Below are 18,554 nucleotides of genomic sequence, written 5' to 3' on the forward strand. Positions count from 1 at the left end.
ACGGCTCTTTCTACTTTACGGAGGTTTCCTCTTCCACAGGACATTGTCCGGATGACACCGGAAACGATCGTCGAGGAATGGAAACAGTACTCCAAAAGACCGGAAGGCCTGAAACGGGCCAAAAAGCCCCATAAATCTGCAGAACGCAGTATCGGCATCAGAGTTGGATTGGCATTTGCCAGGCAGGAACTGAAGGCGTTACTAGAACAGTATGACCTCAATTCCCGACAGATAGAAAATTTGGAATCGCAACTGTCCGAACAAGTCGACAATCTCCCTGGCGCCGAACAAAGGAGGGATATCAAAGGACTTAGTGAGATGACGATTGCAGCCTTCTTTGCCGAAATAGGGGACATTCATCAGTACCGTCATCCAAAACAGCTGATCAGCCTGGCCGGTCTAGACTTAAAAGAGAACAGCTCAGGTTTACACAAGGGCCAAACAACCATTAGTAAACGAGGACGAAGACGATTACGCCGTATTTTATTTTTAGCGATTCGTCCCCTCGTTGCTCACAATGACACGTTCCGCGCCCTTCATGACGAGCTGACCCAACGTTCTGACCGCCCGTTGAAAAAGACACAGTCTCTGGTAGCCCTGTGTGGAAAACTTCTCAAAGTATTGTTTGTGATCGGTCAGCGAGAATGTGACTTTGATGGAGAGAAGCTCCTGCGAGATCGACATCGAGCTCAGGCGAAAGCCGTATAGCGAAAACGCTCATTTTACACCTTGTTTATCTTGTCTTCTTACTTATATAAATACCAATAGTGCCGAGGCGGCGTTCATTTTTTCCATTCGGGCTTAGACCCAGCAAGGGAGCTTAGCCGCCCCCCCACCACATGGATACGCCGGACGAGGGAATGTGTATATAGTAACTTAAAAGTGAGCCACCATCCAGTGATATATGGGAGGGTTAGCGACCATGTGCCAAGTGGGTGATATAGACGCACGGTCATACAATTTTTTCCAAACACGCCCTTTTGGAATAATTGGACGGTATCCCCATTGGAATAATTTGTATTCATAAACAGTATCTGTATTCAGTGAGTGGGAAGACATAAATCTATTGAAATCGATAGGTGAGAAATTCCAAGAAAACAAGAGTATATGAAAGAATAATTAATTACAAAGAGGGAGGGAGGAGATTTAATGGTTTTAAAATTAGATCATGTCGAAAATGAAAAAATTGCTGTATTAACTTTAAACCGGCCAGAAGTTTTAAATGCACTAAATACAGAACTCGGATTAGAAATGATTACAGCGTTAAAAGAAGTGGCTGAAGATAAAAAAACACGGGTTATCGTAATAACGGCAGAGGGGGATCGCGCTTTTTGTGTAGGCGGTGATTTAAAAGAGCGTAACCATATGACAGATGAACAATGGTTGAAGCAGCATCTAATGTTTCAAGAACTTTTTCAACGAATCAGGCAATCAAAAAAACCTGTCATTACAGCAGTTAATGGCTTTGCCCTCGGTGGTGGTTGTGAGTTGGCAATGAGTGGTTCTTTAATTTATGCTTCCGATCGTGCCCTCTTTGGCCTGCCGGAGGTAACAAGAGGGATTATCCCAGGAGTGGGAGGAACTCAAACTGTGGGCAGATTCCTTCCGCGCGTCCATGCCATGAAAATGCTTTTGACAGGGGAAGCAATCCAAGTAGACGAAGCCTTGCAACTCGGAATGGTAAACGATGCCCTCCCGCCTGATCAGGTGCTGCGAGCAGCACTAGAAACGGCGCGCCTCATTTCTGATAATTCACCGATAGCTGTTCGAATGGCAAAAAAGGCATTCACCAGAGGAGTGGATATGCCATTAGAAGAAGGGATAGAGTTTGCCTTGGAATGCTATAATCGCACGGTTTCACACCCCGATCGTCAAGAAGGGGTTCAGGCTTTTAACGAAAAAAGAAAGCCTCAATTTCAAGATATCATGTAAAGGAGTGGTTTATAATGATTACTGCACAAACCGAAGATATTAAAATGATTCGTCAAAGTATTCACTCTCTTTGCAAGAACTTTCCTGAGACCTACTGGCAGCAACTTGATAAAAAGGAGGCTTATCCAGAAGAGTTTATCGAAGCACTGACTAAAGATGGCTGGCTCTCTGTGTTGATTCCTGAAGAATATGGCGGTTCGGGCCTTGGTATTCTTGAAGCGGGGATTATTCTTGAAGAACTGAATCGAAATGGCTGTAATGCGGCGGCAGGGCACGCCCAAATGTATACAATGGGTGCACTTTTAAATCATGGGAGTGAAGAACAAAAGCAGCGCTGGCTTCCTGACATAGCATCAGGGAAACTGAGGTTGCAGGCTTTCGGAATTACCGAACCAACAGCAGGATCAGATACAACGAATATAACAACAAATGCAGTCAAAAAAGGGGACAGATATCTCGTAAACGGTCAAAAAATATGGATCTCGCGCGTGCAGCATTCTGATCTAATTATGCTGCTAGCCAGAACGACCCCAAAAGATCAGGTCAGTAGAAAAACAGATGGAATCAGTTTGTTTATTATGGATCTTCGAAACCATGCGGGTAAGATCAATGTTCAACCGATTGAAACTATGATTAATCATGAAACGAATGAAATCTTTTTTGAAGACGCAGAAATACCGGAAGAAAATCTAATTGGTGAAGAAGGGAAAGGGTTTAAATATCTCCTTAGCGGCGTTAACGCAGAACGGATTCTCATCGCCTCCGAATGTTTAGGAGATGGAAAGTATTTTGTTGATAAGTCCGTAGAATATGCGAATACCAGGGTTGTTTTTAACCGTCCGATTGGTCAAAACCAAGGGGTTCAGTTCCCTATTTCCCAAGCTTACATGGAGATAGAGGCGGCAACGCTCATGAGAAACCAGGCAGCTTACTTATTTTCGGTTGGAGAGAAATGCGGGGCAGAAGCGAACATGGCCAAATATTTAGCATCCGAAGCGTCCTGGAAAGCAGCAAATGCTGCCATGACAACGTACGGCGGATACGGACTTGCATCAGAATATAACATTGAAAGAAAATTCCGAGAAGCCAGGCTTCCTCTCGTAGCACCGGTTGCTAATAACCTCGTTTTAAGCTTTGTTGGTCAGCATGTACTAGGGCTGCCCCGTTCGTATTGAGCTATGAAAAGAAGGGAGACTCGTAAATGTGGCCATTAGAAGGAATTAAAGTACTGGATTTAACACAAAATGTAGCAGGCCCGTATGCCTCTATGATATTGGGGGAATTTGGAGCAGAAGTTACAAAAGTGGAACCGCCAAAGGGAGATCCAACCCGTGCCTGGGGACCTCCTTTTTGGGGAGGATATACCCCCACATATCTCTCCCTGAACAGGAATAAAACGACCATCATGATTGATATGAAAACAAAGCAAGGCTTGCAAGAGGTGTACAAAAAGATTCAGGAAGCGGAGGTTGTTCTAGTAAGCAATCGTCCCGCTTCATTAAAAAAACTAGGTTTAGATTATGAAAGCGTGAAAAAACATAATCACCGTATTATTTATGGGGAGGTCACAGCATTTGGTAATGAAGGACCGAAGAGCAGTGAACCTGGTTATGATCCCCTCATGCAAGCAATGGCTGGGATAATGAGTGTGACAGGGCATCAAGGGCAGCCTCCTGTGAGAGTAGGGACCTCTATTATCGATATGTCTACGGGTATGTGGTTATCTATTGGCGTGCTGAATGCGCTTCTTATGCAAACAAATGATAATCAAGGAAGAAGAGTAACAAGTTCTCTATACGAATCTGCAGTTGCTTGGATGTCCTATCATATGGCGGCTTACTGGTCTTCAGGAGAAGCCCCAACATCTTGGGGATCAGGGAATGCAATGATCTCCCCTTATGAAGCTTTTCCGGCTAACGATGGATGGGTTGTCATTGCGGCCGGAAATGACAAACTATTTGAACAACTTTGTGAAATTCTAAATAAACAAGAATGGCTTCATGAGGAAAGATATAAAACAAATGCGTTAAGAGTAGAAAACCGTGAAGTATTGAGCAATGAAATCAGCGCGATTACGGCCCAGCATACAACAGAGCATTGGCTACAGCTTTTGAGAAGTAAAGGCATTCCTGTGGCTCCGGTTCTTGATGCAGTTGCTATGGATAAGGAGCCCCAGCTGAAAGCAAGTGGAATAGTTCAGAAGATCGCCCATCCTGCTATTGATGGTTTTAAATCTATTGGATTACCATTGAAAATTGATGATGAAAGGCCGCCCTTGCGTTTCCCCCCTTTGTAATAATGAGTGATAATAAAAATTAAATAATTAAACAACTGTTAGAAGAGTCTGAAATATGAGAGTATTATAATGTGCATAAATTAAAGCGCTTTATTATTGGACCCAAGGATAAAATCGTTGGAAGGGGTTGAAATTAATGAGTGTTAAAAAAGTATTGAGCTTAGTAATCTACTCTTTTACATTTTTACTATTTGTAACAGGATGTGGAGGAGAGTCGGCATCATCATCTGGTGCACAAGATGACGGTAATAACAATGAAGTTTACACGTTAAATCTAGCAACTTCATTAGATGAAACTCAAGTTCAAATGGCTGGTGTTCCTATTTTTGAAGAAAAAGTAGAGTCATACAGTGATGGAAGGATAGAGATAAACTATATAGGGGGTCCAGAGGCAATTTCAGGGATGAAACAGGGAGAGGCAATTAGATCAGGGGCAATTGATATTTCTTGGACATATAGTTCGTATTATGCCGAATTGATTCCTGAGGTTCTTGTAACAAACTTTACAGAGTTGAGTTATGAAGAAGAATTAGAACGAGGTAGTTTTGAGTACCTAAACGAATTACACGCTGATATGAATGCCTTAATATTAGGACGGACACTTCCTTCACAATATAGATTATATTTAACTGAAGAAGTCGAATCCGCAGAAGATTTAGCTGGACTAAGAATTCGTGGAACATCAACGTATGTGCCGACACTTGAATCATTTGGTACAGAGGCAATATCTTTAGAGAGTGGAGAGGTTTACACCGCATTAGAAAGAGGGATGATTGACGGGGTAGCTTACAATGAATTCGGAATAACAGATATAAGCGCGGAAGAACTTTTGGAATACCAAGTTTCCCCTTCATTTAACACATTAGATGGGGTTATATTAATGAATTTGGATGCTTTCGAGCAACTGCCAGGAGATCTTCAAGATGTATTATATACGGCAGCAATCGAAACCTATTATGAAACGGAAGAAGAAACAAATGACTTTATAGAAGATGAAAAAGAAGTTCTAAAAGAAGCCGGAGTTGAGGAAATTAAATTAACTAATGAAACGGAGTTTTTAGAAACAAGCCTAGAAGCATCATGGGAGTGGCTGAGTGAAAGAGTTGAAGATCCAGAAACACTAGCGGAATACTTTAGGGAATGAAACGTTTAAATACTAAAGGACGTTGCAGGTTTTTTAGATTAGTTTATGGAAAGCTTACTTGATAGCCCTAAGATGACTGGAGATAATGTATAACTACACTGACATCTTAGGGCATATTGACAAAATGTTAGTTTGCTTTTAGGTATTAAAAAAATTTGTTTTCTATGTGGAGAGAAGTGAAGTGAGATGAGAGAAGACATTGGTATAAATTTTTTGGTGTTTTTTTCTCACCAAATTAGAATCAGGAGGGGGTATATTTAGTGAATGGGCGAACATCCCATAAAGGGCTACTCTATATTAAAAAAATTCTATCGAGATGCGAATTTGTTTTACTTGTTTTATCATGTATTAGTGTTTTCATAATGGTTATCATTATGACTTATGGGGTTATAGGAAGACAGTTTTTTAACAGTTCCGTTTTATGGGCAACGGAAGCTTCAACCTTTTTAATGGTATACCTAACGTTTTTATCTATGCCCTGGATTTTACAAATTGGGGGGCATGTAAAGATTGATATTTTTGTAGCATCTTTAAGTAGAAAAAAACTGAAGTTTCTTAATATATTGGTTTATACATTATGTACAATAGCTATGGCTATCTTTTTTTGGTATAGCTTGAATATCACAATAGATAGCTTTCAAAGAGGTACTGTATTACTGGATTCTGTTTCATGGCCAGAATATCTCCTGATGCTTCCAATACCAGTTGGCTCTTTCTTTCTAACGGTACGTTTCATTTTATTTTTACTTGAAATTTTTTATGAATTTGACAAAGATAAGGAAAAACTAAATAAGGAGGTGGAGATACCAAAAAAATAGTCAGAAAATTAACGTGTGATTGAAATTTAAGATAATTAAGGTGACGGAGGTGAGGCTAAGTGTTGGAGTGGTGGGTGGTATTAATACTATTCTTCCTTTTTCTAATAACTTTTGTTTTCAGCGGTATGCCAGTGGCATTTGCATTTTTACTGGTAAATATTATTATTGCAACATTAGTTATTGGTTTTGAAAGTGGGATGGAGACTCTAATATTCAGCGCTTTTGAATCTGTTGCAAGTTTTGCACTTACCCCCATACCGCTATTTGTTTTAATGGGGGAGTTATTATTTCATTCAGGGCTAGTTATGAAAGTATTAGATGTATTTTCTAAACTTATGGGGAGGATACCAAGTCGATTAAGTATTTTAACAATAGTTACCGGTACGATGTTTTCAGCACTAAGTGGTTCAGCCGTTGCTAACGCCGCAATGTTAGGTTCTTCATTAACACCTGAAATGCAGAAAAGAGGATATCATCTAAAAATGATAGTTGGCCCTATTTTAGCTGCTGGATCTTTAGCAGCGATAATTCCACCAAGTGCAACAGCAGTACTTTTAGGTAGTCTAGGAAGAATTTCAGTAGGTGATTTACTTATAGCATGTATTATGCCAGGGTTATTAATTTCGATAATACTTTTAACTTATTATTTTGTTTTAGGGAAAATAAATCCATTATTAGCACCTCAATATGAAATAAACAAATCTGGTTGGGGGGGACGTTTACGGTCTTTCTTCGTTCACGTTTTTCCGATGTTACTTCTAATAATATTGGTACTTGGGCTTATTTTTTCAGGTTTTGCTACACCTACAGAATCTGCAGCGGTCGGAGCATTGGGGACATTGATTTTACCTCTTCTATATGGAAGATTAAATACAACTGTTTTGGCAAAATCATTAACAGGGACAATTAAAGTCAGTGGAATGATCTTGTTGATACTTGCAGCTGCAGCAGGTTTTAGTCAATTATTGGCTTATACTGGTGCTACAAGAGGATTAATAAATCTTATAATGTCAATGGATGTATTTCCAATCGTGACAATAATTTTGATGTTGTTTATTGTCGTTATACTAGGAACTTTTATTGATCCTATCTCTATCATGATGATCACTATACCTTTGTTTTTACCTATGGTGACAGCGTTAGAATACAATCTTGTCTGGTTTGGTGTATTAATGCTTATCTGTTTAGGGCTTGGTAATATTACACCGCCGTTTGGAACTTTATTATTTGTCATGAAAGGGGTGTTACCTGAAGATGTTCCGATGAAAGAAATATATAAAAGTGTGATAGGTATCGTTATTTTGAAGGTAAGCGCAATAGTTTTATTAATAATATTTCCGGAAATTATTCTTTGGCTGCCTTCACTACCAAGCAATTAAGTATTGTTTTTTGTTCAGATTAGTAATGAACAACAAAATAAATATGTTTTTAATTGAAAATAATTTCATAGAAAGGGAAAGGTGAAAAAATGAAAGAAAAAAATGATATTAAGCGTTATCAAATGTATATTGGAGGTAAGTTTGTAGATTCATTAGATGAATCCTACTTTCAATCAATTAATCCATTTTCAGGGGAAGTGTGGGCAGATATTCCTAGAGGCGGGAAGGAAGATGTGGATAAAGCTTTTCAGGCTGCAAGAGAATGTTATGAGTCACAAGAATGGAGGGCGCTATCTCCTACCAAACGTGGAAAGTTGTTACGGAAACTAGCGGAGGCTATTGAAAATAATGCTGAACACCTAGCGAAAATTGAGACTCGAGATAATGGAAAGCTTTATAAAGAAATGCTCGCACAATTGAAAGCAATCCCTTCTTGGTTTGAATATTATGCTGGTTTGGCAGACAAGGTCGAAGGGAGCGTTATTCCGCTCGATCGACAGAGTGTTTTCAATTATACTCTACGAGAACCTTTAGGTGTTATAGCATGTATTACTCCGTGGAATTCACCACTTTTGCTTGCTACCTGGAAAGTAGCTCCTGCATTGGCTGCGGGAAATACAGTCGTTCTTAAACCATCGGAATATACATCCGCTTCAACCTTGGAGTTGGCGAAGATTTTTAATGAGGTTGGATTCCCAGCTGGGACACTTAATATGGTAACTGGGTATGGCCATACTGTGGGCGATGTTCTATCTAAGCATCCATTGGCTAATAAAGTTGCATTCACTGGTGGTACAGAAACTGGCCGAAAAGTAGCAACGAATGCTGCTTCACATTTAGCAGGTGTCACTTTAGAGCTGGGAGGCAAAAGTCCAAATATTGTTTTTGCTGATGCAGATCTGGATGCAGCGGAAGCAGGAGTGATTGCTGGTATTTTTGCGGCTAGCGGACAAACGTGTATTGCAGGGTCTCGGTTGTTTATTGAAAGGTCCATTGCAGATGAATTTTTGAATAGAATTGTTGATCGAGCAAAGAGTATTAAGCTCGGAGACCCAAATGAACCAGAGACACAAATGGGGCCGTCAGCTACTCCTACTCAATTAAAAAAGATAGAAGAATATGTAAATATCTCGGTTGATGAAGGTGCAAAAGTATTAGCAGGGGGAGAACAGCCCAAAGAACCAGCGTTGTCTAAGGGATTGTTTTTTTACCCTACGGTTTTAACCGAGGTCAATAACTCTATGAGAATTTGTCAAGAAGAAGTCTTTGGGCCAGTACTAAGCGTTATTCCATTTGATAGTGAGGAAGAAGTAGTTAAAATGGCTAACGATACTGAATTTGGTTTGGGAGCAGGTATATGGACTAATAATCTTAAAAAGAGCCATCGGATGGCACGTGCTATAGAAAGCGGAACAGTTTGGATTAATACCTACCGAGCTACTGCGTCCAATTCTCCTTTTGGAGGGTATAAAAATAGTGGACTAGGCCGTGAAAGCGGGTTAGATGCTATTTACGAATATATGCAGACGAAAAGCGTTTGGGTAGAACTCTCCGATGAAATTAGTGATCCCTTTTCAATTAGAACATAACTTTGTTTAGAAGTCCCCTGAATTCGAACAAGATTAAAGAAAACGGAAAAAAATTGTGGTAATACCAGGGAATATATGTAGCTAGAAATTACTGAAAAGGTAAAAAGTATTGCTATAAGTTAGTTATATTAAGGCCCGAAATTTTTATTGAAGACCTGCGGTGATATGTCAATAAAAGATTAATGAGAAATGAAGATGTCAAAGGTCATTTTTGCGAAAAAAGAGCGCAAGAAACTAGACCAGTAATAAATTGGTAATTATTGGATGGTGCGAGAGGTTATGCTATGACGGCTTCACGTCATATATTCACGCCCCTCTCTAGCGAAAATAGTTGGTGATTGCGTAGTAGCGCATCCACCGGACGCACTAGTTTTCTTGCAGTTAGAACGAGAGCTCGTTTGTGTTGATGTTTTGGTACTTCTCCGAATTTTTTCACGTAATATGCCTGGTATTCCGGTACTTTCCTACGTACAGAGTTGGCGGCTTCAACTAAGTAATACCGTAAGTACTGGTTACCTTGACGCGTCAGAGAAGTATCCTCTGCCGTAAACCGGCCGGATTGATGGGTCCGCCAATAGAGGCCAGCGTATTTCGCCACTTTCGTTTCATCGTCAAATCGTTCAATTTGACCGATCTCGGCAATGATACCGGCAGCGAAGACCGGACCGATACCGGGAATGGATTCCACCGTTTGGGTGAGTCCATGATCCGTTTAATGGTTTTATCGATTTCTTTCACTTGGCGTTGGAAAGAGCGAATGACCTCTATGGAGGTGCCTAATAGGACATCCAGTGAATCTTCGACGACCTTGTCCTATCGATAAGAGGAACGTTCGGCTCGTTGAATGGATGCAGCGACGGCATTCGGATCCGGGAATCGATTCTTCCCGTGTTCCTGCAGAAATGCTGCAAGTTCTTCCAACGGAAGTTGAGCCAATTCTTCTAAGCTGAATTTCTCTAGGAAAAGCTCCATCATCGCATTCCCGAACACAGAAGAATCGACTTCTTGAGAGAACGTATTACATTTAAAACTCAGATGCTGCAGGAAGTGCTGCTTTTCCTTGGTCATCGTTTTGATGAGATGGCAGCTGCTGAAGAGCGACATACTGACTTTCTTTGACGATCGATATGGTATTGCGGCCGAAACGCATATAATCGGCTATCACAAACGCATCAATCTCATCCGTCTTATTCATATCACTGTAGCTCTTTTCTTAAAGTTTGCGATTTGTTTAGGATTTATCACAAACACTTTCGCGTCTAGAGCTTGTAGGTCTTTATCATGATGTAAGAACATTGACGGATGGAAACTGTACACAGACGTTGATTCGAGACCAATCTTTAGAATGTCCACCTCTGTATCAGCCGTCAAATCAAGCAATCGTTGTTTCAACTTCGTGGCTCCTGTCAGGTCATTAGATACCGAAAAGGTATCCACTCTGGCACCGTCTTGATCGAGCACACACACTTTCATATCAAAGGAACTAACGTCTAAGCCTACAAAAAATCGCATGGGGGGGAACCCTCCTTTCGTTTTAGAATCACTGGGCCTTTCTTTGGACGCCTCGAGATATCTCTAGTGTGAACGCCGATCAACAACCTCGTGTATCAGAGTTCGACCTGCATCGAAAGCCGCCCCGGGTCTATTATCATCCGGGTTCGAGGGGCAGGAGACTCAGCCTGCGAGTAGGGAGTGCCGCACGTACACTGAGAAACAGTCTTAACATGTGGTCGTGCCACAGGAGGAAAAAGAATTGTCCCAAATGATCCTAAGATCATTATCTAGAAATATCTTGAGACGTCCAAGAAAAACCTTTGTTAAAAAGGCTATTTTCTAATAGATTGTTGTTTTTCTACATGGAAAAACACTGTTAGTTAACAGTTGAAATACACTTCAAAGAGGGCTTAAGTATAATATACGAGGAGGAAATATTATGAAAGGGCAAGTAGCAGTTATGGTAGAACCCCAAAAATTAGAGTATCAAGAATATGATTTACCGACTCCTGAAAAAGGCGCGGTGTTATTAAAGGTTATAAGGACAAATGTTTGTGGATCCGAGCTTCATATTTGGCATGGAGATCATCCAGTTAAGAAAAATGGAATTCTTGGTCATGAAATGGTAGGAAAGATTGAAAAAATTGGAGAGGGTGTAACAACAGATCATTCTGGAAAACCGATTAATGTTGGAGATCGTGTCTCAGTAACATATTTTCAGGCTTGTCGAAGTTGTGCTGCTTGTGTAAATGGAGATTTTTCCTTGTGTGAAAACACTTATAAATTTCTGAACAAGCAGCCAGAAGAACCACCACATTTTCATGGTGCTTTTTCTACACACTATTACGTACATCCGAACCAATTCTTTTATAAGGTTCCAGAAGTAGTTCCTGATGACGTTGCTGCAAGTGCAAATTGTGCAATTTCACAGGTTCTATATGGAATAGACAAAGCACAATTGAAACTGAATGAAACAATAGTCATCCAAGGTGCAGGTGGTTTAGGTTTATATGCATCAACTATTGCAAAGGAATGTGGTGCTAGAGTCATTATTATTGATAGTATTGAGTCTCGATTAGAACAAGCAAGAATTTTTGGGGCGGATCATTTAATCAACTTACATGACTACGAAACTGTCGAAAAAAGGAGTAATTTAATTAAGGAAATAACAAATGGCCAGGGGGCAGATGTAGGTTTGGAAGTTACAGGCGTCCCGGATGCGTTTAGTGAAGGCATACATCACATTAGGCCTGGCGGAAGATATATATCGATAGGAAATATTTTGATAGGAATGCATACAGAATTTGATCCCGGTTTGTTGACAAGAAAATCTATCAATATTTATCCAGTGAATCGCTATCAGCCTTGGTATTTATTTAAATCACTCGAGTTTTTAGCCAATAATATTGATAAATATCCGTTTACTAAATTAATAGACGCAGATTTCAAATTTGACGAGATTCAAAGTGCTCTTAATAAGTCATATAAAAGAGAAATCACCAGGGCGTCCATAATATTTGATTAGGCTACTATTGAAACGCTAGTAGAGGGTTTTCGAAACCTGGAGAAGTTGAGGAATAATAGAAACGAAATTCGGCAAGATTGCCGTTGTTCAGGGAGGCAACTGAAAAACCGTCTTATCGTTTAGTAGCCGTAGAAATTAAAAAGCCACTCTATTTTTGCCTCCATCTTGTAGCGTTCTTTTTCATTATCCTTAAACATCTCGTTCTCCTGAAAACCATTTGTCTGATATGTATACCGTTTAATTGTCACCGAATACGTTTTGCTTTTTGCCCCTTCTTTGTAGCAACCCTTTTGGAACTATCAAATTGACCATCTATCTTTTATCCTTTTTCTGCACGTTTGATCCATTTGGGAAGCAAAAAGAAAAAGCTCCTCCGTATAGCAACATTTTGAGGAGCTTTTTCTATTTTTAAAGCCACCAGGAAGCTACATAAGAAACAAAAGGGATGGTAGAAAGCGACAAAAGCGTTGATAATACAGTGGTGACGGTTGCAGAATCTTCATCGTTTGTATATTTTGCAAAAAGAATGGCCACCAGCATGAGAGTAGGCATCGCAGATAAAATTATAACTACATTCTTAATCATGTTATCTATCGGGAGAAAAGACAACACAAAAAGAGTAAGCAAAGGAATGATCATCAACCTAACGATGAGGGGAAACCAAATTTGGGAATATAAAATAGCCCCTTGCTTCTGAAATAAAGGAGGGATGAGCAACCCGATATAGAGCATGGCCAAAGGAGCTGCTAATCCAGATAACAGTTCTGTTAATTGCGTTACTGCTCCAGGTGCTTCATAGTTGAGCAGCAGAGCACTAAAACCAACCACTAAAGCAAGAAAAGGCAAGTTTATAAGAACCTTTAATTGCGTAAATCGAAAACTTTTTTCTGCTTGCAGCATCCATATCACGACAGTAAATAACACCACATCTAACCCTACATCAAAGATGGCCGCAAAAAAACCGCCAGTCGGCCCAAATAGTATGTAACACAGAGGGATACCAATAAACCCAGTATTCCCAAGAGCTCCCAATATAGTAAGCTTCTTCCCTGTCTCTTTGGAAAAGCGAAAAACCGCAGATAAACACCAGGTTAGTAAAAGAGCTGTAAGATGAAAAACAATAGAGAGACCAAATATCACTCCCGCTTGATGAAGAATATGCGGTGATAATTCGGTGTTAAAGACACCATTTAATATTACAGCTGGAACAGCTAGGTTAAAAATAATAAACATCAGTAATTTTTTCATATCCTGAGTGATTTCCATTTTTACAGCTACCAGGCTTCCTAAGCCAATCATAATTGCCATAATACTAATAGAAGAAAAAACCATGCTTGTCTCCATAAACTTCATCCTTTTTCGCACTACGAAGTCGTAGAGTTTATTTAAAAAGCAGTATATATCATACAAGAAATAGATTAAAAAAATCAGAAAATATGATAAAAATTTCTTGACTGGACTGACCACCTGACTACATAATATAACACACATACTTAAAAGAAAAGAGGGAATCACTTTTGGTCTACCTGAGGAGAGATGTAGTATGAAAAAAAGCCCTATTAAAAAACAAAGAGTTTACAAAATAGTGATTGATAAGATTAAAGAGTCGTTGAAAAATGGGGAGTTGCAACCCGGAGAAAAACTTCCCTCAGAAAGAGAGCTGACCAACCTGTTTGATGTATCGAGAAGTTCCATTCGAGAAGCGATTAGTGTGTTGGAAGCAGAAGGAGTAGTCAAAATTAGACCAGGCATAGGGGTCTTTCTTGTTCCTTACACAAAAGAATATTTACTAGAAAAACTGTCCGATATTTTTCAATTAGAGACAAATGATTATTTGATTAAGCTGTTAGAGTTAAGACAAGGAATAGAAAGTCAAGCAGCTTATTATGCTGCGAAAAGGAGGAATCATACTCAATTACAGCATCTGGAAGCAGCCCTAAACGATCTAAAGAATATTTTATTAAACAATCAGCATGAAGTAGAAAAAGATTTTAATTTTCATAACCAAATTGTAAAAGCAAGTCAGAACGAGATGATGATTGAATCACTTGATTTAATATCTGGACGAATAATCCAAGGACTTCGTCAGTCAGGGATTTATTCAATGGAGCTTCCTGGTAGAAACGAAACATTGATCATGGAGCATATTGATATTTTTGAAAGTATAAAAAACGGAGAGCCCTATAAAGCTCACCAAGCCATGCATTACCATTTAGAAATGGTTATTAAAGATGTGCTTGGCAGGGATGAATGAATAACGTAAATTAATTGGAGGTAGGCAGCAATGAACAGTAATTACACCTATTATATGCCAACGAAATTGGAAGTTGGAGCAGACAAATCCAAAAATGTAGGAGAACTAATCAGCCCCTATGTGAAAAAGAAGGTTTTTATTATTACCGATGAAGGGATAATCAAAGCTGGTCTCTTGGCAGACATTTTTGCCTCCATGGAAAAGCATGCGCTGGACTATGAAGTGTTTGATCAAGTAGAACCCAATCCTAATGATGAATTGGTGAAACGCGGGTTGAGCCACCTTGAACCCTCAGAGGGAGACGTACTGCTAGCTGTGGGAGGAGGAAGCAGTATTGATACGGCAAAAGCTATTGCGCTCATGGCTACCAATGAGGGGGATATTCTAGATTATGAAGGATCAGACAAAGTAGAAAAAGCTCCCTTATCTATTATTTCTATTCCAACGACAGCCGGTACAGGGAGTGAAGTTACTGCTTCTACAGTCATTACCAATTCAAAAACTTTTTTTAAAGCTGCAATTGTAAGCCCTTACTTGTATCCTGATCTTGCAATTGTCGATCCATCCTTAACGTTAAATTGTCCACCTTCTATTACGGCATCTACTGGTATGGACGCTTTGACACATGCTATTGAGTCATATGTATCAAAACAGTCTAACCCAATCAGTCAAGCTTTAGCTCTGCAAGCGATAAAAATGATTAAAGAAAATTTACCTAAAGCTTATTTGGTGGGAAATGACATGGAAAGCAGAAGCAACATGCTAGAAGCCTCTATGATTGCTGGTTTTGCTTTCTCCCAAACCAGGCTGGGCAATGTCCATGCCATATCCCATTCTTTTGGAGGTATATTTAATATCCCTCATGGTATTGCTAACGCCACTATTTTGCCGTTTATTCTTCATTATAATATCCCTGCTTGCCCTGAGAAAATGAAAAATATCGCCAAGGCATTAGGGGCGAATGTGACGGGGGTCTCTATAGATGAAGCAGCAAACAAAGTTTTAGAAGAGGTGGTTAAATTAAATCAACTCCTCGATATCCCATCCAATGTGAAAGAGTTAGGAGTAGACTTAGACAAGTTGCCTCAACTTGTCAAAGACTCGATGAACAGCGGTAATATCTTAACCAATCCTCGTTTAACGCGTGCCTCTGACGTGGAGGCTATAATTGAAAGCGCATACCATGGAAATCTTTAACTAGGGGAGGAAGAAACTGTGAAACAGCTATTAACCGCCTTTACTGGTCTATCCTTGTTCGTCGTGCTTGCTGCTTGTGGAGGCGATGTACAAGAAGGCAAGGCGATCGAAAGCCAAGCAGACAATCAAGAAACGTATCAGATCAAATTGACCCACTCTTCGCCAGCTTCGAATGACCGTCTCGAAGAATCCCTCCAAAGCTTTAAAGCGGAGGTAGAAGAACGAAGTGAAGGAGCTATCGAGATAGAGACTTATCCAGCGAGTCAGCTGGGAGGAGAAAGAGAACAACTTGAAGGTGTACAACACGGCTCTATAGAAATGGCAGCGCTATCAAGTGGTCCCTTTCCTGGTTTTTTTGAAGAAATGATGATTTTTGACCTCCCATTTATCTTTGATAATGAACAGATTGCTCATGAAGTGCTGGATGGGGAGTTTGGGGATTATATTTTAAAACAATTATTAGAAGAAACCGGAGTGCGTGGGCTGGCCTGGGGAGAGAATGGAGTCAGACATTTTACAAATAGCCAGCGTCCTATTGAGCGTCCAGAAGACTTAAGTGGTCTGACCATCAGGACACAAGAGAATCCTGCACATATGGCTACCGTGGAAGAACTCGGCGCGGTACCAAACCCTATGTCCTTTTCCGAAGTATATAGCGCTTTGCAACAAGGAGTCATCGATGGGCAAGAAAATCCCATCTCTTTAATCGAAAGCATGAGGTTTTATGAAGTTAATGATTATCTCACGTTAGATGGCCATTTTTATAATATCTATGCGCTTTTAATAAATGATAATTATTTTCAAAAAATGCCGGAGGAGTTACAGAGGATTGTTCAGGAAGAAGCAGCACAGTGGAGTAACGAGCAGCGTGAATTGAATCAAAAACAAGTGGAAAATGGTCTGGACGTCATCGAGGCAGCAGGAGTAGAGATCACGGAACTTACAGAGGAAGAAAGAAGAGAGTTTAAAGAAGCTACTAGACCGGTGATTAAAGAATACCGCACGGTGTTGGGAGATCAGCTGGTGGATGAATTATTTAAAGCTATAGACAAAGCAGAAAAAACTGTAGACGAGGAATAATCCTTGTCCCGTAAAGGTGGTGGAAAAATTTGGAGAATATAGTAAAAAAAGTAGATAAAGGATTAACTTTCCTGGAGGAAAACGTCCTGTTTTTATTATTACTTTTCATGCTCTGTACAGTATTTTTTGGACTAACGAATCGGTATGTTTTTCAAGAGGGTATTCGTTGGGGAGAAGAACTGCCAAGGTATTTACTTATCTGGGCTACGTTTATTGGGGCAAGCTATGGAATGAAGAAAGGGATCCATATTACGGTAGATGTGATAACCGTCTACGCGAGCGAAAAAATAAACAGATATATGCGAGCTATTAGTTACATTATCTCCATAGCCTTTTGTCTCACGCTCTTATGGATCGGGGTACCCTATATTGTTGATATCATGCGATCTAATCAAGTTTCTCCAGCGATGCAGCTTCCCATGTATTGGTTCTATTTATCCGCTGTTGTAGGTATGTTCCTTATGCTCATACGATTGCTTATTTTGTTTGTAAGTGACTTTGTTTTTCACGAAGAAATAGAGTCTCACGATGCTATGAAGTTAGACAATTCTGTTGGGAGGTGAATAGTGTTGACAGTAATATTATTTGCACTATTAATTCTTTTTTTAGTATTAACTGTGCCTTTAGCCATAAGCGTAGCCTTTGCTTCCACCATCGCACTGTTAGCATTTAACATTGATGGGTTTGTGGCAATACAGCGTATAGTAACTGGTCTGGATACTTATTCTCTGATGGCTATCCCGCTATTTATGATAGCAGGAAAAATCATGGAAAAGGGGGGGATTTCCCAACGGCTGGTTGATCTTGCTACCAGTTTAGTCGGGTCTATTACTGGCGGGTATGCAATTATCGCCGTATTGGCTAGCATGTTTTTTTCAGCTATCTCTGGGTCTGCTCCTGCTACTGTGGTAGCCATAGGTGCCATTATGGTGCCCGCAATGGTACGGGCGGGTTATGATAAAAGATTTTCTATAGCTTTAATCGCCGCAAGCGGTACCACCGGAGTAATCATCCCTCCTAGTATTCCTTTTATTACCTATGGAGTGACAGCAGGAGTTAGTATTGGAGAGTTGTTTATAGCGGGAGTGCTGCCTGGTTTGCTGATGGGTATTTCGTTAATTATTTACAGTTACGTTATTTCCAAAATAAAGGGATACCGAGGGGGGGAAAGAAGTTCTCTTTCTTCTTTCTTTACCAATTTAAGACGTTCTTTATGGGGTCTTCTTATGCCATTGATCATTCTAGGAGGAATTTATGGAGGATTGTTTACTCCAACAGAATCTGGGGCAGTGGCTTGTGTCTATGGTTTGATTATTGCGATGTTTGTGTACAAAAGCTTAAAACTTTCCGATTTAAAACAAACATTTAATGAAGCAGGACTCTTATCAGCCATGGTTTTATTCATTATTTCTACAGCAAATTTGATGAATTGGATCATGACCACAGAGCAGGTACCAGAAAGAGTTTCAACGATGGCAGGTGGCTTTACAGGAAGCAGTGTAATGTTTTTGCTAGTAGTAGCGATGATGTTTTTATTACTCGGGACTTTTTTAGAATTAAATGCTTCTATTATTTTATTGGTGCCAATTCTTTTGCCGATACTAGACCAATATGATGTGAACCTCCTTCATTTTGGGGTGATTATGGTGGTGAATTTATCCATTGGCCTTCTGACGCCTCCTTTAGGTGTTAATTTGTTTGTGGCCAAAAGCTTAGGAGATGTCTCTTTCAATCAAATTGTGGTGAGTGTTATGCCGTTTTTAACAGTGTTATTAATGAATTTGGTATTGCTTATTTTACTGCCAAGGATTTCTACCATTTTAATTGGATAAATGTATTATTTAGA

15 protein-coding genes and 1 pseudogene are annotated in these 18,554 nt (G+C 39.8%); 14 read left to right on the forward strand and 2 right to left on the reverse strand.

Annotated features, from left to right (window positions below; all coding sequences use genetic code 11):
• The 8 genes from ACE1TI_RS10460 to ACE1TI_RS10495 form a co-directional block, all read left to right on the forward strand.
• Positions 1-708 (forward strand): transposase (locus ACE1TI_RS10460; RefSeq protein WP_375007524.1); only part of this gene is annotated, 708 nt, incomplete at its 5' end.
• A gap of 441 nt (positions 709-1,149) precedes the next feature.
• A complete protein-coding gene (locus tag ACE1TI_RS10465; RefSeq protein WP_375007525.1) occupies positions 1,150-1,932 on the forward strand; it encodes an enoyl-CoA hydratase/isomerase family protein in 783 nt (260 codons plus the stop codon).
• 14 nt (positions 1,933-1,946) lie between these two features.
• Positions 1,947-3,107: an acyl-CoA dehydrogenase family protein gene (locus tag ACE1TI_RS10470; RefSeq protein ID WP_375007526.1), complete on the forward strand. Its 1,161-nt coding sequence runs from the start codon at positions 1,947-1,949 to the stop codon at positions 3,105-3,107.
• A gap of 26 nt (positions 3,108-3,133) precedes the next feature.
• A complete protein-coding gene (locus tag ACE1TI_RS10475; RefSeq protein ID WP_375007527.1) occupies positions 3,134-4,228 on the forward strand; it encodes a CaiB/BaiF CoA transferase family protein in 1,095 nt (364 codons plus the stop codon).
• Between the two features lie 136 nt (positions 4,229-4,364).
• Positions 4,365-5,372, forward strand: coding sequence for a TRAP transporter substrate-binding protein DctP (dctP, locus tag ACE1TI_RS10480; RefSeq protein WP_375007528.1), 1,008 nt, complete (start codon positions 4,365-4,367; stop codon positions 5,370-5,372).
• Positions 5,373-5,632: 260 nt separating this feature from the next.
• Positions 5,633-6,190, forward strand: coding sequence for a TRAP transporter small permease (locus tag ACE1TI_RS10485; protein WP_375007529.1), 558 nt, complete (start codon positions 5,633-5,635; stop codon positions 6,188-6,190).
• A 59-nt stretch (positions 6,191-6,249) separates the two neighbouring features.
• Positions 6,250-7,569: a TRAP transporter large permease gene (locus ACE1TI_RS10490; protein WP_375007530.1), complete on the forward strand. Its 1,320-nt coding sequence runs from the start codon at positions 6,250-6,252 to the stop codon at positions 7,567-7,569.
• A gap of 89 nt (positions 7,570-7,658) precedes the next feature.
• Positions 7,659-9,158, forward strand: a complete 1,500-nt coding sequence (locus tag ACE1TI_RS10495) for an aldehyde dehydrogenase (RefSeq protein ID WP_375007531.1) — start codon at positions 7,659-7,661, stop codon at positions 9,156-9,158.
• Positions 9,159-9,456: 298 nt separating this feature from the next.
• Here the strand turns inward: ACE1TI_RS10495 and ACE1TI_RS10500 are convergent.
• A pseudogene (locus ACE1TI_RS10500) lies at positions 9,457-10,670 on the reverse strand (IS110 family RNA-guided transposase).
• A 421-nt stretch (positions 10,671-11,091) separates the two neighbouring features.
• Here ACE1TI_RS10500 and ACE1TI_RS10505 point away from each other — a divergent pair.
• Positions 11,092-12,177 (forward strand): zinc-binding dehydrogenase, encoded by a 1,086-nt coding sequence (locus ACE1TI_RS10505; RefSeq protein WP_375007532.1) that lies wholly within the window; start codon positions 11,092-11,094, stop codon positions 12,175-12,177.
• A 408-nt stretch (positions 12,178-12,585) separates the two neighbouring features.
• Here the strand turns inward: ACE1TI_RS10505 and ACE1TI_RS10510 are convergent, their stop codons facing one another.
• A complete protein-coding gene (locus ACE1TI_RS10510) occupies positions 12,586-13,521 on the reverse strand; it encodes an AEC family transporter (RefSeq protein WP_375007533.1) in 936 nt (311 codons plus the stop codon).
• A gap of 199 nt (positions 13,522-13,720) precedes the next feature.
• Here ACE1TI_RS10510 and ACE1TI_RS10515 point away from each other — a divergent pair, with 199 nt between their 5' ends.
• The 5 genes from ACE1TI_RS10515 to ACE1TI_RS10535 are packed head-to-tail and all read left to right on the forward strand — an operon-like array spanning position 13,721 to position 18,540.
• Positions 13,721-14,431 (forward strand): FadR/GntR family transcriptional regulator, encoded by a 711-nt coding sequence (locus tag ACE1TI_RS10515; protein ID WP_375007534.1) that lies wholly within the window; start codon positions 13,721-13,723, stop codon positions 14,429-14,431.
• 30 nt (positions 14,432-14,461) lie between these two features.
• The gene (locus ACE1TI_RS10520; RefSeq protein WP_375007535.1) at positions 14,462-15,628 is read left to right on the forward strand and encodes an iron-containing alcohol dehydrogenase; all 1,167 of its coding nucleotides are present in this window, start codon (positions 14,462-14,464) and stop codon (positions 15,626-15,628) included.
• An 18-nt stretch (positions 15,629-15,646) separates the two neighbouring features.
• Positions 15,647-16,708, forward strand: a complete 1,062-nt coding sequence (locus ACE1TI_RS10525; protein ID WP_375007536.1) for a DctP family TRAP transporter solute-binding subunit — start codon at positions 15,647-15,649, stop codon at positions 16,706-16,708.
• A 29-nt stretch (positions 16,709-16,737) separates the two neighbouring features.
• Positions 16,738-17,271: a TRAP transporter small permease gene (locus ACE1TI_RS10530; RefSeq protein WP_375007537.1), complete on the forward strand. Its 534-nt coding sequence runs from the start codon at positions 16,738-16,740 to the stop codon at positions 17,269-17,271.
• Positions 17,272-17,274: 3 nt separating this feature from the next.
• Positions 17,275-18,540: a TRAP transporter large permease gene (locus tag ACE1TI_RS10535; RefSeq protein WP_375007538.1), complete on the forward strand. Its 1,266-nt coding sequence runs from the start codon at positions 17,275-17,277 to the stop codon at positions 18,538-18,540.
• Positions 18,541-18,554: the final 14 nt, after the last annotated feature.

It is taken from the genome of Alteribacillus sp. JSM 102045, from assembly GCF_041949975.1.
Taxonomy (GTDB): Bacteria; Bacillota; Bacilli; order Bacillales; family Marinococcaceae; genus Alteribacillus.

Coding starts and splice junctions, on each gene's coding strand:
- ACE1TI_RS10465 (WP_375007525.1), top strand. CDS start 1,150: ATGGTTTTAAAATTAGATCATGTCGAAAATGAAAAAATTGCTGTATTA.
- ACE1TI_RS10470 (WP_375007526.1), top strand. CDS start 1,947: ATGATTACTGCACAAACCGAAGATATTAAAATGATTCGTCAAAGTATT.
- ACE1TI_RS10475 (WP_375007527.1), top strand. CDS start 3,134: ATGTGGCCATTAGAAGGAATTAAAGTACTGGATTTAACACAAAATGTA.
- dctP (WP_375007528.1), top strand. CDS start 4,365: ATGAGTGTTAAAAAAGTATTGAGCTTAGTAATCTACTCTTTTACATTT.
- ACE1TI_RS10495 (WP_375007531.1), top strand. CDS start 7,659: ATGAAAGAAAAAAATGATATTAAGCGTTATCAAATGTATATTGGAGGT.
- ACE1TI_RS10505 (WP_375007532.1), top strand. CDS start 11,092: ATGAAAGGGCAAGTAGCAGTTATGGTAGAACCCCAAAAATTAGAGTAT.
- ACE1TI_RS10510 (WP_375007533.1), bottom strand. CDS start 13,521: ATGGAGACAAGCATGGTTTTTTCTTCTATTAGTATTATGGCAATTATG.
- ACE1TI_RS10515 (WP_375007534.1), top strand. CDS start 13,721: ATGAAAAAAAGCCCTATTAAAAAACAAAGAGTTTACAAAATAGTGATT.
- ACE1TI_RS10520 (WP_375007535.1), top strand. CDS start 14,462: ATGAACAGTAATTACACCTATTATATGCCAACGAAATTGGAAGTTGGA.